The sequence below is a fragment of the Desulfosporosinus orientis DSM 765 genome (genome assembly GCF_000235605.1).
Taxonomy (GTDB): domain Bacteria; phylum Bacillota; class Desulfitobacteriia; order Desulfitobacteriales; family Desulfitobacteriaceae; genus Desulfosporosinus; species Desulfosporosinus orientis.
Genome location: NC_016584.1, coordinates 2,404,293 through 2,418,647 on the forward strand (window position 1 = coordinate 2,404,293; position 14,355 = coordinate 2,418,647).

Annotated in this window: 15 protein-coding genes and 2 riboswitches; of the genes, 13 read left to right on the forward strand and 2 right to left on the reverse strand. The window is 38.6% G+C overall.

What is annotated here, in order from left to right:
• Positions 1-1,009: 1,009 nt before the first annotated feature.
• The 9 genes from DESOR_RS11210 (at position 1,010) to DESOR_RS11250 (ending at position 9,173) form a co-directional block, all read left to right on the forward strand.
• On the forward strand, positions 1,010-1,207 hold the full coding sequence (locus tag DESOR_RS11210) for a helix-turn-helix transcriptional regulator (protein WP_014184709.1): 198 nt from the start codon (positions 1,010-1,012) through the stop codon (positions 1,205-1,207).
• A 6-nt stretch (positions 1,208-1,213) separates the two neighbouring features.
• Entirely contained in the window at positions 1,214-1,639 is a 426-nt protein-coding gene (locus DESOR_RS11215; protein ID WP_014184710.1) for a DUF2178 domain-containing protein, read from the forward strand.
• Between the two features lie 656 nt (positions 1,640-2,295).
• Complete coding sequence (locus DESOR_RS11220) at positions 2,296-2,976, forward strand: response regulator transcription factor (protein ID WP_014184711.1); 681 nt, start codon at positions 2,296-2,298, stop codon at positions 2,974-2,976.
• On the forward strand, positions 2,973-4,364 hold the full coding sequence (locus DESOR_RS11225; RefSeq protein WP_014184712.1) for a sensor histidine kinase: 1,392 nt from the start codon (positions 2,973-2,975) through the stop codon (positions 4,362-4,364). Before DESOR_RS11220 ends, DESOR_RS11225 begins: the two co-directional genes overlap by 4 nt.
• Before the next feature lie 311 nt (positions 4,365-4,675).
• Complete coding sequence (locus tag DESOR_RS11230; RefSeq protein WP_014184713.1) at positions 4,676-6,277, forward strand: COG4705 family protein; 1,602 nt, start codon at positions 4,676-4,678, stop codon at positions 6,275-6,277.
• 475 nt (positions 6,278-6,752) lie between these two features.
• Positions 6,753-7,571: an AraC family ligand binding domain-containing protein gene (locus DESOR_RS11235; RefSeq protein WP_014184714.1), complete on the forward strand. Its 819-nt coding sequence runs from the start codon at positions 6,753-6,755 to the stop codon at positions 7,569-7,571.
• A gap of 30 nt (positions 7,572-7,601) precedes the next feature.
• Complete coding sequence (locus DESOR_RS11240; protein WP_014184715.1) at positions 7,602-8,486, forward strand: DMT family transporter; 885 nt, start codon at positions 7,602-7,604, stop codon at positions 8,484-8,486.
• 125 nt (positions 8,487-8,611) lie between these two features.
• Complete coding sequence (locus DESOR_RS11245; RefSeq protein ID WP_014184717.1) at positions 8,612-8,872, forward strand: type II toxin-antitoxin system prevent-host-death family antitoxin; 261 nt, start codon at positions 8,612-8,614, stop codon at positions 8,870-8,872.
• Positions 8,865-9,173: a type II toxin-antitoxin system RelE/ParE family toxin gene (locus DESOR_RS11250; RefSeq protein WP_014184718.1), complete on the forward strand. Its 309-nt coding sequence runs from the start codon at positions 8,865-8,867 to the stop codon at positions 9,171-9,173. Before DESOR_RS11245 ends, DESOR_RS11250 begins: the two co-directional genes overlap by 8 nt.
• 65 nt (positions 9,174-9,238) lie before the next feature.
• Here the strand turns inward: DESOR_RS11250 and DESOR_RS11255 are convergent, their stop codons facing one another.
• On the reverse strand, positions 9,239-9,619 hold the full coding sequence (locus DESOR_RS11255) for a DoxX family protein (RefSeq protein ID WP_014184719.1): 381 nt from the start codon (positions 9,617-9,619) through the stop codon (positions 9,239-9,241).
• 453 nt (positions 9,620-10,072) lie between these two features.
• A complete protein-coding gene (locus DESOR_RS11260) occupies positions 10,073-10,945 on the reverse strand; it encodes a LysR family transcriptional regulator (protein WP_014184720.1) in 873 nt (290 codons plus the stop codon).
• A gap of 351 nt (positions 10,946-11,296) precedes the next feature.
• Here DESOR_RS11260 and DESOR_RS11270 point away from each other — a divergent pair, with 351 nt between their 5' ends.
• The 4 genes from DESOR_RS11270 (at position 11,297) to thiM (ending at position 14,342) form a co-directional block, all read left to right on the forward strand.
• On the forward strand, positions 11,297-11,836 hold the full coding sequence (locus DESOR_RS11270; protein ID WP_014184721.1) for a cysteine hydrolase family protein: 540 nt from the start codon (positions 11,297-11,299) through the stop codon (positions 11,834-11,836).
• 204 nt (positions 11,837-12,040) lie between these two features.
• Positions 12,041-12,340 carry a hypothetical protein gene (locus DESOR_RS11275; RefSeq protein WP_014184722.1) on the forward strand — a complete coding sequence of 100 codons (300 nt, stop codon included), beginning with the start codon at positions 12,041-12,043 and terminating at the stop codon, positions 12,338-12,340.
• Between the two features lie 283 nt (positions 12,341-12,623).
• Entirely contained in the window at positions 12,624-13,082 is a 459-nt protein-coding gene (locus tag DESOR_RS29880) for a hypothetical protein (protein ID WP_174275422.1), read from the forward strand.
• Positions 13,083-13,186: 104 nt separating this feature from the next.
• Positions 13,187-13,285, forward strand: a riboswitch (TPP riboswitch).
• Positions 13,286-13,338: 53 nt separating this feature from the next.
• Positions 13,339-13,437, forward strand: a riboswitch (TPP riboswitch).
• A 68-nt stretch (positions 13,438-13,505) separates the two neighbouring features.
• Positions 13,506-14,342 carry a hydroxyethylthiazole kinase gene (thiM, locus tag DESOR_RS11285; protein WP_014184724.1) on the forward strand — a complete coding sequence of 279 codons (837 nt, stop codon included), beginning with the start codon at positions 13,506-13,508 and terminating at the stop codon, positions 14,340-14,342.
• Positions 14,343-14,355: the final 13 nt, after the last annotated feature.

The window sequence follows — 14,355 nt, forward strand, 5'->3', positions numbered from 1 at the left end:
TAGAAATTTTGTAATAAAAAAGACTCGCAGAAAAGGAAGTAAATGGAATGAGAATTGGAATTTTGACATGTTCTAGTGCAACACAGGACTTAGGCTGTTCTTCATGAGGCTCACATTACTCATGAACAATTTAGAGGAAGTGTCAAAGAACTGTTTTGCCAGCCAAAAAGAACTATGGTGGGACTTGATTAAAGGAAAATAAGTGATTTCCACACAGCCAGAACGTATTTTATACACATGAAGCACGTGGTAGTGCTATATTGGGATTGAGCGAAAGCCTTCGTATGAGCGGGTTTGAGAAGAGTATGTTCTTTTTGGAGTTTTGTAGTGTGTAGGGAAATATAATTGATTTGTGTTGCCAGAGCGTCAATTGTTGGATGACCTGGCCTTTTTTGTTTTTTATTAGATGATTGTTGGAAATTTAAGAGGATATAGAGGAAGGATATGGAAATATTTTAAAGTCAAACTATCAAGAGTGTAGGCTTTTGATGGTTTTGCGGTGGAGACGGAGTAGATAAATGTGTGATCATTGATCCTTCCATTTATTTCGGCCCTGCATGGCAAAAAAATTAACAGTATCTATAGGTCTAGGCTCATCGTCCTCTTCTATCTCAATGTTTTCTTCATCTTCGGGATCATTATCACAATCCTATGCATAATAAAAAAATACACAGATAATGGAAATAAATCCAAATAAAATGCTATGTTGCATGACTGTTTAACATCAAATTTAAAAGTACATTCAGATGATTTTGGTATAGCAAGAGATGCTTTAAAAGACATGGATGGTTATAAGTTAAATTTAAAATTGTTACAAGAGGATTTAAAAGGAATGCAATCAACTTAATCCTAGAAAAGTATGGGCAAAGAATAGCGGTTGGGTGAAAATGCCCCAGCAGTAGATGGCCGGGAAATTTTATCGACAATTATTTTTGCAAAGTAAACTTGACATGAATAAGATTAGGGGTGTAGAATAAATGCAAAGTTAACTTTGCATAGAGGGTGTAAAATGAAAAATAGAATTGCCGAATATAGGAAGGAAAGAGGTATGACGCAACGGGAGTTGGCAGATCTTGCAAGCGTCTCACGTCAAACGATTACTTCGTTGGAAATTGGAAAATACAATCCATCTATCATTCTCGCATATAGAATTGCAGCGATTTTTTTGTGTAAGATTGAAGATATTTTTATTTATGAAGGAGAGTAATTTAATATGAATACTAAAACTAAAACGATTTTTTATTACGGTATGATTGCTTTATTGGGAATCATATTCATTATCGTAGGAGCCATTTTACAAAGTGATAATGCTATTTCTCATCGTATGATTTGGTCTGGTTTTGGATTGCTAGCTGTCGGAATAATATTTATGACAGTTGCTTTGAAAGTACAGAAGATAGAAACAAGCGACAAGGGTTTACAACAATTCCATAATGCTCAATTCGATGAGAGAAATCAGTTTATAGTTGGAAAGTCATCCAGTATTACAATCGACGTAACGCAGGGTTTTAGTATATTAGCATGTTGTGTGTTTTCCTTTTTCGGAATGAATAACTATGCCTACATCATTGCTGGATATATAGTAATCAGTAGTGTTCTTCGGCTCGGAGTCAGCATGTATTTGCGACATAAGTTCTGATGAAATAGATAGAGATTAAAGCTATGCACGTGCTTCAAAGAGATAAGACATATAATCACTAAATCAAAGGATATGAAAGGAGGGTATTTGCAACAAACAAAGACACAAGACCAAAGGGTCAACAAGCAAATACATTGCTGATTTTGATATGCCCGAATTTATTGGTCGTGGATTTAATACAGTATAATTCTGATGACGAATGGTGGTTTAGAGGAAAAAAAGTAGAGTTTAACCACAATATGTTGCGGTTTTGAAGCAAAAAATGAGTAATAATCGGGCTGAAAAAGTGAATTTATTCGACCCGGTTTTTTTACCCGTTTTATAGATGACATCGGAGATATAGGGGATAATAACTATTATTTTACAGATATGGATGGTGGTAGTATTTCCAATACTCTTCAACTCAATATGGTTACTTTTGGAACTTCCGAGATATCCTTGCCATTGGCATAGTTCCACACCAACAAAAGATGTTTCATTAAAAAATCTTCATTTTTAATTCATTTAGTTTTAATTAAACCCATATAAAATACTTTATGTGAGCCGGACTGGATGGGTTGAGGATAACAATGCTTACTCACAAGCACTCTAATATTAGCATTGTATTAATCGTGATAATTCATTTTTAAAGTAGTGCCGTTAATCGGGGGTTGCTTATGCGCATTCTAATCGTAGAAGACGAAAAACGAATTGCCTCATTTATAAAGCGGGGCTTGGAAGAAGAGGCTCACGCAGTTGATGTGGCTTATGATGGTGAAGAAGGTCTTAATTGGATAACAAGCTTCAATTATGATCTCATAATTATGGACATTCTCATGCCTAAAATGGATGGCATAACACTTTGCAGGACCATTAGGGAACAAGATATCGATACTCCTGTCTTAATGCTGACAGCCAAGGATGCAGTTGATGACAGAGTTGAGGGATTGGATGCCGGAGCAGATGATTACCTTGTGAAACCTTTTGCCTTTAAAGAGCTGCTTGCCAGAATCAGGGCCCTATCGAGGCGGTGGACAGATGGTAAAGGGAATACATTGGAGATTGGAGGCTTAAAATTAGACTTGGTCACCCGTAGAACAGTTCGAGGCGGGAAGGAAATAGAACTGACCAACCGTGAGTTTGCTCTTTTAGAACTGCTCATGCGAAATACCGGTCATGTCCTCAGCCGGACCATCATTGCGGAGCATATCTGGGATTACAATTTTTTAAACCAGTCCAATGTGGTTGATGTATATATCCGGCAGCTTCGCAGAAAAATAGACGAATCCTTTGAGGAGAAGTTGATTCAGACTGTTCGGGGTTCAGGTTATAAAATTCAGGGTGGTACTAACAAATGAAAATAAAAAAGCCGGTAACTTTACGGTCCCGCCTTTCACTTTTTAATGCTGTTTTTATGTCTGCAATATTTCTGGTTGCGCTGGTTCTCGTTTATTTTGTTATGCGAAGCTGGATATATCATCAGGTGGACAGCTCTTTGACCGAAATGGCGAAACAGGTTTCAGCGGACATTGCTATAAATCATAACAAGATCATTTATCATGAAGAAATTCCTACTGTTAATCTGGAAAAACAACGCCAATTTGTGCGCATAGTTGACAAAAAAATGCAGGTCCAGGGACACTGGGGGCCTGTTAATGAATTACCTGTGAATATCCGAAGTATTAGTAATCCAGGATTTCAGGATCAGACCAGAGTTAATGATGATGAGCCAATCAGGGTGTACACTTTGCCAATCAAAAATTCCGGTCAGGTTGTTGGTTTCGTGCAGACCGGCCAATCACTCGAAACCATAGAAAATGTGCTGGACATGTTAATGGCGACTGTAGTAATATTGGCACCGCTGTTTTTTATAATTACCCTTTTAGCCAGCAGGTTGATAACCGGAAGAGCATTAGCTCCTATAGCTGGTATCGCAGCCGCTGCCGAAAGAATTACTGATCAGGAATTACACAGACGTTTGGACATTCCAGGGGATGATGAAGTTGCAAGGCTGGCTAGCTCACTGGATCGAATGCTGGACCGACTGGAAATTGCCGTTGAGGGATATAAACAGTTTACGGGGGATGCTTCCCATGAACTGAGAACGCCTTTTACTGTTATGAAAGGAGAAATATCCCTGGCTTTACAAAAAGACCGCAGCGCCACTTATTACAAAGAAGTGCTGGAAGGTATGGAAGAAGAAGTAGACCGGCTTATTCGCATGGTTGAGCAATTGTTGTTTTTAGCACGGGCAGATGGTGACAAAATTAAAAACCGTTTGGAAACAGTTAATCTATACGAAACCTTGGTACCTTTACTTGAACAAATGAATGTTTTAGCAGTGGCCAAGCATCAGCAGTTAAAATGGAATATCCCGGTTAACACTGATGCTTATACAGATTCAGATGCTATTCAGCAAATTCTGTGGAATCTATTGGACAATGCCATCAAATATACGCCTGACCACGGGGAAATTGAGGTTAACATTGAACGACGCCCTGGTTGGGCTAGAATTCTGGTTAGTGACAACGGTAACGGTATATCGGAGGATCATTTGAAATTCATTTTTGACCGGTTTTACAGAGTTGATAAAGGTAGAAGCCGTGAATTAGGTGGCACAGGGTTGGGACTAGCCATAGCTCAGAAACTAGCTCATCTGGTAGGCGGAAGTCTAAAAGTAAGCAGTGAGGTCGGCAATGGTACTATTTTTTCGCTGGAACTTCCATTAACTCCGGCAGCACCTTAAATCCGTTCTGATTAGAGCGGATTTTTCTATTTTCATGGAAGGCCTAGATTTATTAAGAAATCTTAATTTTATTTTCATCTTGTCCTAATCTATGCAATGTATATTTTGTAAGGGGGCGTAAAGTTCCCGATTACTGCAAGCTCAGTAAACAACTTTTTTAGAAGGAGTGGGGGGCGACTTATGCAGTGAGGCAAATATTAATTTATTAAATTTCGAACAAAAATAGCATTTACTTAAGCTAATGACACCTTAAATTCAAAAACGGAAGACAAATTGGAGAGGTAAGATAAAGAATTAAGGAGGGCTCATAAATGGAACATAACGGTAGAAAACCATCCTTTTCCGGTGAAGTTGCGGCCACTAAATCATTTGGTCGGGATATGTTGTGCAAGGTCCCCGAAGTTACCATCTTTTTCTGGATAATAAAGGTTTTATGTACCACTGTCGGCGAAACATTCGCAGATTTCTTAAATATAAATCTAGGGTTTGGACTTACTCTGACCTCAATAATCATGGGTGCTGCATTCGCAATTGTATTGTTTATTCAATTTCGAACTAAGAAGTATGTTCCCGGCATTTACTGGCTGACGGTTGTATTGATCAGTGTTTTTGGTACATTGGTAACCGATAACATGGTTGAAAACATGAATGTCAGATTGACAACAAGCGTTATCCTGTTCACAGTTCTTTTGGCAGCAACATTTGTGGGTTGGTTTTTAAGTGAAAAAACTCTCTCCATTCATTCAATATATACAGCAAAAAGAGAAGCATTTTACTGGTTGGCAATACTCTTCACATTCGCTCTCGGAACAGCAACGGGCGATTATGTGGCGGAGGAGCTGTCATTAGGATATACTCTTACTGGATTTATAGTTCTTGCCATAATTGCCAGCACATTTATTGCTTGGAAGGTTTTTAAATTCGATTCCATTCTTACATTTTGGATTGCCTATGTGCTTACCCGTCCGCTCGGCGCATCACTGGGAGATTACCTGTCGCAGCCCAAGAGTTTAGGCGGCTTGGGGCTTGGAGCAACAGTTACTAGCGTTATTTTCCTTTCTGCGATTTTGCTTGTAGTCCTATTCATATCGGTTTCGAAGATAGATAGAATTTTGAATGAAAAATCAAAAGCAGCAGAAAACCGAGCAACTTCAAAAAAGTTTATCGTGCAGATTGCTGCAATGACTTGCGTTTTTTTGGCCGCAGGGGCATTCATAGGGGTATATGCAAGCAGCCATAATAAGACTATTGCAAACAAAAATGACTTAACCGGCGAGCTTGCCGGGTTTATCAGCACCGAAACGGATATGAGAGGTTATGTTGTTGCAAACGATTTTACAGATGCTCGCGCAAAAGCAGATAACCTCGAACACGATTGGGACTCGCAGGAAGGAACACTTCGTCCACAGAACCAAAGCCAATGGACGGCTATTGACAGCACATTTGATCAGGTGTTGACAAGCGTCAGAACAACCACCGATCCTGCAAAATGCAAATCAGTAATTGATAATTCACTTTCGGTGCTTGAACGGACAAATGCAGGCACGCAAAATAATTCACCGACTTCAACCGATTCCAGTCAGCAAATATTTTCTCAGCCGGAAACTTCACAAAGTTCGCCGTCCGCCTCGACCAGTGTATCGCTCGGCGATTTGTCAAGCTTTATCAAAATTGAACAGGATACATTAGACCTTGTAAATAAAGGTGATTTGTCGAGTGCAAAAACACGTATTAAGGATTTGGAAACAGCATGGGATGATGCACAATCAACACTTCAACCAAAAGATTCTGTAAAATGGACTCAGATTGATGGCACAATCGATACTTTATTATCGGAGCTACGGGCAAGCAATCCTAGTCAATCCGGCTGCAAATCCGCTCTGGAAGCGTCAATTTCCGCAATGCAAAAATAGTATGATTTAATCAAAGTGTTACGCTAAGAATTTTCTAACCGATAAATGGCAGAAATAATAATTGAAAACCAAGCGACTGTTTCTGAAAGATACCCCGCCGCCAAGGGGATACCATAGAAATATGGCATCTTTTTTATCTCCTCAAGGCATGTTGAGACGATAATAATGATGACGAATTGTGGTCGAGAAAAAAAGGGTGTCTGACCACAATACGTTGTGGTTTTTGAGCCCAAAATGAGAAAAATCGAGGCAAAGAAGTGCAAATTTCAGCTTGATTTTTTGGTCAAAATTACAATATCATACAGGAAAATCTAAAGGCATCAGGACAGAAAATTCTGGTGCCTTTGTTTCTATATGTTGACCAGAAACAAGATTGTCTTTTTAGCAACTATCAAAGAGCAATATCATACAAGAATGAAGCTGAGACATCTGGTACACTGAATATCAAATAAATAATTAGGAAGGAGGTAAACTCTTGGCAAAAGAAATAAGAACAGTGAGATTTGATGTGGAACTAAAAATTGAAGCATATCATTTTCAAGGGATTATGCAAAAATTCCCTAACCATTTTCATGAGTATTATGTAATTGGATTTATTGAAAACGGCAGGCGATATTTATCCTGTAAAAACAAGGAGTATACCATAGAGCCTGGAGACTTATTACTGTTCAATCCCGGCGATAACCATACTTGCGAACAAATTGACGGTAAAACGCTGGATTATCGCTGTATCAATATTCAACCGGAAATTATGAGTAAAGCAGTTTTTGAAATAACGGGAAGGGACTATCTGCCCTATTTTACAACACAGGTAGTATTTCATAGCGAATTGGTTTCACTATTAAGGGAACTGCATTTGGTGATTATGCAGGAAGAGCAGGATTTCAGAAAAGAAGAAATATTCTTTTTGCTTTTGGAGCAGTTAGTTGAAGAATATACAGAAGTGGAGATGCTGTCACTGAAATCCGAACAAAGCATGGAAGCCAAGGCCATCTGTGAGTTTTTAGAGAAAAACTACATGAAGAATATCACTTTAGATGACTTAAGCAACCTAACAGGGTTGAGTAAGTATTATTTACTGCGCTCCTTTACCAAGCAAAAAGGAATCTCGCCCTACAGTTATTTGGAAACAATACGCATCGATAAAGCAAAAAAACTGTTGGAGCAAGGCGTATTGCCGATTGATGTGGCATTGCAGACGGGTTTTACCGATCAAAGTCACTTTTCAAATTTCTTTAAGAAATTTATTGGGCTGACGCCAAAGCAGTATATGAATATTTTTAAAGATATTTAAAGTTAGAGATATTTACCAGAAAGGATTTTCATGGACAGAAAAGAAGAGATTACTGGACATTTATTTGCTGTTATCACAATTGCTATTTGGGGGACCACTTTTATATCAACAAAGGTGCTTTTAAAGGCGATTTCCCCAATCGAAATACTGTTTTTGAGATTTACCATAGGATTGATTGTGCTGACACTTGTATACCCTCAAAGGCTTAAAATTAAGAAAAGAAAACAGGAATTGTATTTTGTTGCGGCTGGCCTATGTGGTGTCACACTTTACTATTTATTGGAGAACATAGCCCTGACGTATACCTTTGCTTCCAATGTAGGTGTAATTATTTCCATTGCCCCCTTTTTTACCGCTATCTTAGCACACCTGTTTTTAGATGGTGAGAAGTTGAAACCACAATTTTTAGTGGGCTTTCTTATCGCACTTGTAGGAATTTTTCTGATTAGCTTTAATGGACACAGTGTTTTTAAGTTAAACCCATTCGGCGACATATTGGCTGTTTTAGCTGCCGCTGTATGGGCTGCCTATTCCATCTTATCAAAGAAAATCAGTGGGTTTCATTATAATACGATTCAAACAACACGCAGAATTTTCTTTTACGGACTGGTATTTATGTTACCTGCATTATTTATATTTGGATTTAATCCAATCATTAACCTGCTGATTCAGCCTGTGAACTTATTTAACATATTATTCTTGGGTCTTGGTGCATCAGCACTTTGCTTTGTAACATGGAACTCAGCAGTTAAAATATTGGGTGCAGTAAAAACCAGTGTATATATTTATATGGTTCCTGTAATAACTGTTGTTACCTCCATCATCATATTGCAGGAAAAAATCACGAGTATTACAGTATTCGGAATTGTACTTACACTAGCAGGCCTGTTTATTTCTGAAAATAAGATTTTATAAAGACAAAAGGAGAACTCGAAAATGAATGATTGCAATGCTAAAAGGCAATAAGGACATTTTAAATAATGTTTTAATATCAAGGTCACAATTATGGTATAATAATACCATAAAGGAGCTGATAATAGATGCCGCGTATTATCCCGATTAAAGATTTAAAAAATACAAGCGAAATTTCTGAAATGTGCAAAGAAGCAACTGAGCCGATCTATATAACCAAAAACGGATATGGAGACATGGTCATTATGAGCGTAAAAATGTATGAAGAAAAACTATATATGCTTGATGTTTACAACAAATTAGCAGCAGCTGAAGCCCAGATAGCTATGGGGAAAGTACTGGACGGAGATGCGTCAATAAAAAGCATACGAGAAAAATACAATGTATAGGCTTGTAGTTACTGAATTTGCTAATGAAGACTTGGACAATATCGTTTCGTATATCGCTGTACAGCTCGATAATCCCATGGTTGCAGCAGCTTTCTTGGATGAAGTTGAAAGATGCTATGGTTTTTTAAAAAGTAATCCGCTTATGTATGAAAGATGCCATGACGTTCGTTTAGAAGCAGATGGTTATCGCAAGGCAACAATTAATAACTATGTTCTGGTTTATAAGGTGGATGAAACGGCTAAAACGGTGATCATCTATAGGTTTTTCTATGGAGCGCAAAACTATATTCTATTAATATAGAAATAACTTATTTGCCCAGAACTTAACTATCGGCAACTAGTACAGAAGAAAATGACTTTAAGCTTTTATTTACCATAAAAAGATGCCAGGGCAATGATAATTGCCCCACCGATTAACGAAATATTTTTCATAAAGTGCTGCATCTGATTGGTTTTCTCTTTTTTATTCTTAACACCCCAAAATTTGTGGCCGAAATAGGTTGCAGGTAGCAAAAACAGGATAATCATAATTGAACCATACAGGCTGTAGGCGTGAAACACTATACCGATGCCACCTGCTACCGCCATTAAGCTCGAAGCAATTGCTGAAAACTTTGGAAAAGGTACACCTGAAGTGGACATAAGCTGAACAGTACCTTTATAATTTATTAACTGGGTGATACCACTGAAGATAAAAGTTAGCGCAAAGAAAATACGTCCGATTAAGAGTAGGATTAAGATAGTCATGAACTCTACACCTCTTACCAACATAGGCTGATATGCTCACTTTTAATAAAACAGGCTACGGTAAAGGAATATTTAACAAACTGAGTTAATACATACATGTCAGTTGCCAATGGAACTATAAGTTAAGACAAAAGAGATGTGAAAGCCTGTGCTGGATCGGTAGGCCAGGCATTTCTTGAAGATTAGTATACCCTTTATTCGCGCAGACGTATTCAGTGGCTGGGGAAAGCTGCAGCATATTTAGTTCCTTAGATGGACAAGAAACAAGTTAAGGAAGAAAGCTCTGGCCCCTGAGAAAGTTTCAGGGCAGCGCTATGCTGCCTGGATTATGGAGACAATAGATGTACAAGCCCAGGAAGGTTCTCCCCCTTGCCGGGGTAATTCTATAATTTCATCATTTCCGCCCATTATGCATCCTTCAACAGTGGCTAGTTTTCTTTCCGCATAACAGATTTAAAAGGAAGGCATAAACTCAGTCAGCCATCGACTTACTGCTTCCGAATTGATTCGCTGCCGGTTTATTAAAATATAGCTTTCCATACTTGGCGGTATCCTTTCGAGAAGCTTTACTTCCACTAGTGAACCTTCTTCCAGAAACCTCCTGGCGGCGGGCTCTATCATAAAGCTATAGCCAATTCCTTCTTTTAAAAATGTAATAATGTTGCTGCTAATATTGATATCCAGTGGATATACATAGTTTTTCGGAAAAACCGAGTAGAACCATTCTTGAAATGGTTCCGTCAGAATTGCAGAGGATAATAAAGGCAGATTTCTAAGCTCGTCGTCTGTGATAGCGCTTACAGTGGAACTGTTCTGCGAACCTGTAACCAATATGATTTTGTCGCTATAGAATGGTTCACATATCAATTGAGAAGATTTAATGTCCAAATATGTAAATGCAATATCTAGCTGATTCTCATGAAGCATTTGTATCAGGTCTTCACTGTGTTCAATAGTGACTTTAATTGCAATTCTTTTATTTCGCTGTATGTATTTAAGAATCATGTCCTGAACATGACAATCGTAAATTGAGTGAACAGCACCTATATTAAGCGTATCTTTGAATAATTCCAGAGCTTTAATCCTAGAAATAGCTGATGCATGTATGCTTAATAATTTTTTAGCATAGGGAAGAAAAATTTCTCCCGCATTTGTCAGTACAACATTTTTATTCGTGCGGATAAATAAGGTTTCACCAATATTATGTTCCAGTTGTTTAATCCTGCTGGTGATGGTAGATTGAACCACATGGAGCTGTTCCGCTGTTTTGGTAAAGTTTTTTAGCTTAGCTAAGCAAATGAAGGTTCTTAAAAGCTCATAGTCCATACTGTAGATCACTCTTCTTTATAATCGATGTTTTCGATAGTTGCTATTTGATATATTCGTTATTCAAATAGAAAAGCCTCTTTTATAATCTAATTATGCGAAACTATTTTATAGGACGAAGAAATTGCATCGATGTATTGCATTAAATGCGGCGAAAAATATCCTGTAGGAGATTGTTTTTTAGGATGCCCAAAATGCCTGGAAAAAGGCGAAAATGCCGCTCTTTCACTTCGGTATAAGGCATCAATTATTAACAGCACGAAGAAATTAGAATTGAATATAGCGATCGTATTATGCAGTAATTGGGATGCCCGGAGCGATGGGGAACTTTAAGTAAAGGAAGTAAGTACTATGAATAATATTGTATTGTTGGTGGTAGATGTTCAAAGCGCGTTGATAAATGAACATCCTTATAATGAAGAAAAAATAATCGAAAATATAAGAGAATTAATTTCAACTGCACGAGATAATAAAAAAGAAGTTCTATATGTACGTCATGATGACGGAAAAGGCACCGAACTTGAACATGGCACAGATGGATGGCAGATTTATTCTAAAATAGCACCTAATGAGAATGAATTTATCTTTGAAAAAAAGTATAACAGCGCCTTTTATAAAACTGGATTAAAGGAGTATTTGGGCCGAAAAGAAATAGATACCATTATACTGGTAGGGCTCCAAACAGAATATTGTATTGATGCTACTTGCAAAAGTGCCTTTGATTACGGATATAAAATAATTATTCCAGAAGATACAAACACAACTTTTGATAATGAGTATCTCACTGGTAAGAAACTATATGAGTTTTATAACTATAAGATCTGGAATAAACGTTTTGCAGAAGTCATATCAGTTGAGGAAGTTAAAAGACTTTTAACCATGCCAACTTGAAAGCTGCATTCCGAAAAATTTTATCGCCCTACTTACCTCGCGCCCTGCTAAGCTCAAGAAGAAATAGCCGCCTGGATACAGCTAGCTGGTGGTCGAGTAGCGATGCTTCCAAAAGGAGGCCGGTTTCGAAGGTTGGGTGGGAGGAATAGCTAAATATCTATGATTTAAACGAAATAGTTTAACAGGAATACGAGGAGGCTTTACATGAGTGAATTTTTGAAACTAGAAGATTTTATTGAGCTTTCAGATGTAGGTTATGAAAAAGCCATCGTTCAATTTTTACAAGATAACGGGATAACAATTGATGATTTTGAGTATGTTGGGAAATGTGATTCTGAATGTCCGCAATGTGAAGCGGAAAGCTTTAGTGTCTGGCGAAGGGATATAGGATTTATTAAAGATGGTAAAATTTTTACTTCCGATTTAGATGCAGCTGATGATACATTAGACTTCGCTATATACTGGTGTAATAAATGCGGTAAGTGGACTACTTATATTGATTAACGCATTAATAGAATACCGTGGCTTGGAACTTCATGAAGCCAGAACTAATTTTATCATATTAAAGGAGCGCTGCTTTTTTGTAAATGGGGATGCTGACGAAGATGAGGCAGAGCTTAATTTGCATAATGCAAGATAGCGAGATCCGGAAAAATATAACCTGCCGTTAAGGGGAGAGCAAACAGAGTAGAGGATTAAGAGGTAAAGTGTATGGAATTCAAAGTTGAAGACAAAGCAAGAGATATCATTCTAAAAAATGGTGGGAATTTAATTGTAAAAAAAGAACTTGCCTACACTTGAAAGGGTTTCATCAACAGACTCAGGTCAGAGGCTGGCAACAAAACTAAAAGTCCTAAGTTCTATAATGAGTATCAACATCAGGGAATCAAAATATTTATTGATAAAACCTTGGATGTGTCTAATCCTATTCACATTGACCTGCAATCAGATCTCCCTTCAGAACCGTCCTTTACAATTAAAGGTGTGTGTCTTTGTAAAAATGGACCAGAAGGTTGGTGATTTTAAACTGGAAGTTTTTTTGGTAAACACGAATTTACTGATGAACATTGAGATACTTATCGAAGAGTTCTGCAATACTTTAGTCGAAGAAAGCGGTGTTTTGTTACTGCCTTCATCTGTCTACTCGTATGAAGGGCAATATTTCAGAATGGGCTTTGGGAGAGCAAACTTTTCCCATAGTCTAAAGCAATTCGAAAAATACTTAAAACACAAAAATGTAAAGTAGGGCGGGGGTAAGCGGCCGGGCTTGTACCAAGAATTTTACGCGCGTAAGATTCTTGGTACAAGGCTTGACACGGAAAGCAACAAGAGATAGTATGTAAAAAATAAAATATTTTGCGGGGGGACTCTTAGGAGTTGAGAAGGTAGAACCTGACCCTTAGAACCTGTCAGTTAACACTGGCGTAGGGAAGCAATCCATTATCAATGATGAAAAAGTGCTTTTCTTACTAAAGGAGAGCATTTTTTTATTATAAAAACTGAATAAATTGCGGGGGGACTCTTAGGAGTTGAGAAGGTAAAACCTGACCCTTAGAACCTGTCAGTTAACACTGGCGTAGGGAAGCAGTCCATTGTCAATGATGAAAAAGTGCTTTTCTTGCTAAAGGAGGGCATTTTTTATTATAGAAACTGAGAAAGGAAGATATAAATGGTTAACAAAGAGGAGATTCAAAACCAAATAATTCAGGCAGTTGAAACTGTAAGACGGACAAATCCTCTGGCAGGGTCGATCACCAACACAGTAACGATGAATTTTGTGGCTAATGCACAGCTTGCTGTCGGGGGATCTGCGGCTATGGTTTATCTGCCTGATGAGGGCGAGTTTTTGGCAAAAGCCGGCGGAGCAACCTACATAAACATGGGTACGCTTCTGCCGGTTTATGAGGAGACTTTACCCCATACAGCCAAGGTCTTGTACGATACGGGGAAGCCTTGGATCCTGGACCCGGTTGCGATTGGTATCGGCACCCTTAGAACTCAGCTGTTGAGGCAGTTTAAAGATTATAAACCCTCTGTGGTCAGAGGAAATGCCTCGGAAATTATCGCTTTGGCTGGTTTGTGGGGGTTGGACGGCGGTACGGATGTATCCAATGTCCGCGGCGTTGACTCTACGGATTCGGTCAATGCCGCCAAAGCTGCGGCTGTTGCCCTGGCAAAGTGGACAGGCGGGGCTGTTGCGGTATCGGGCGAAACGGATTTAATAACCGACGGTAACCTCATAGTCTTCTCTCAGGGAGGGTCCCACTTTATGGAGAAAATTACCGGGTTTGGCTGTTCCTTAGGGGGAGTGGCTGCGGTCTACGCAGCGGCCGCCTCGCCCTTTATTGCGGCACTTACTTCCACAGCGGTTTACAATTTAGCGGGAAACCGGGCTGAAAACAAAGCGGACGCTCCCGGAAGTTTTCAGGTCCAGTTTCTGGATGAACTGTATAAGGCAACCGCAGAGGATATTGCTGACAATCCATTGGAAATTGAGGAGGTTTAATCCGTGAATACCA

Excerpts from the sequence above, each read along its gene's own strand:
- DESOR_RS11260 (WP_014184720.1), bottom strand. The coding sequence starts at position 10,945 with ATGGACTATGAGCTTTTAAGAACCTTCATTTGCTTAGCTAAGCTAAAA.
- DESOR_RS11270 (WP_014184721.1), top strand. The coding sequence starts at position 11,297 with ATGAATAATATTGTATTGTTGGTGGTAGATGTTCAAAGCGCGTTGATA.
- DESOR_RS11275 (WP_014184722.1), top strand. The coding sequence starts at position 12,041 with ATGAGTGAATTTTTGAAACTAGAAGATTTTATTGAGCTTTCAGATGTA.
- DESOR_RS11220 (WP_014184711.1), top strand. The coding sequence starts at position 2,296 with ATGCGCATTCTAATCGTAGAAGACGAAAAACGAATTGCCTCATTTATA.
- DESOR_RS11250 (WP_014184718.1), top strand. The coding sequence starts at position 8,865 with ATGTATAGGCTTGTAGTTACTGAATTTGCTAATGAAGACTTGGACAAT.
- DESOR_RS11230 (WP_014184713.1), top strand. The coding sequence starts at position 4,676 with ATGGAACATAACGGTAGAAAACCATCCTTTTCCGGTGAAGTTGCGGCC.
- DESOR_RS11255 (WP_014184719.1), bottom strand. The coding sequence starts at position 9,619 with ATGACTATCTTAATCCTACTCTTAATCGGACGTATTTTCTTTGCGCTA.
- thiM (WP_014184724.1), top strand. The coding sequence starts at position 13,506 with ATGGTTAACAAAGAGGAGATTCAAAACCAAATAATTCAGGCAGTTGAA.
- DESOR_RS11240 (WP_014184715.1), top strand. The coding sequence starts at position 7,602 with ATGGACAGAAAAGAAGAGATTACTGGACATTTATTTGCTGTTATCACA.
- DESOR_RS11225 (WP_014184712.1), top strand. The coding sequence starts at position 2,973 with ATGAAAATAAAAAAGCCGGTAACTTTACGGTCCCGCCTTTCACTTTTT.
- DESOR_RS11215 (WP_014184710.1), top strand. The coding sequence starts at position 1,214 with ATGAATACTAAAACTAAAACGATTTTTTATTACGGTATGATTGCTTTA.
- DESOR_RS11210 (WP_014184709.1), top strand. The coding sequence starts at position 1,010 with ATGAAAAATAGAATTGCCGAATATAGGAAGGAAAGAGGTATGACGCAA.
- DESOR_RS11245 (WP_014184717.1), top strand. The coding sequence starts at position 8,612 with ATGCCGCGTATTATCCCGATTAAAGATTTAAAAAATACAAGCGAAATT.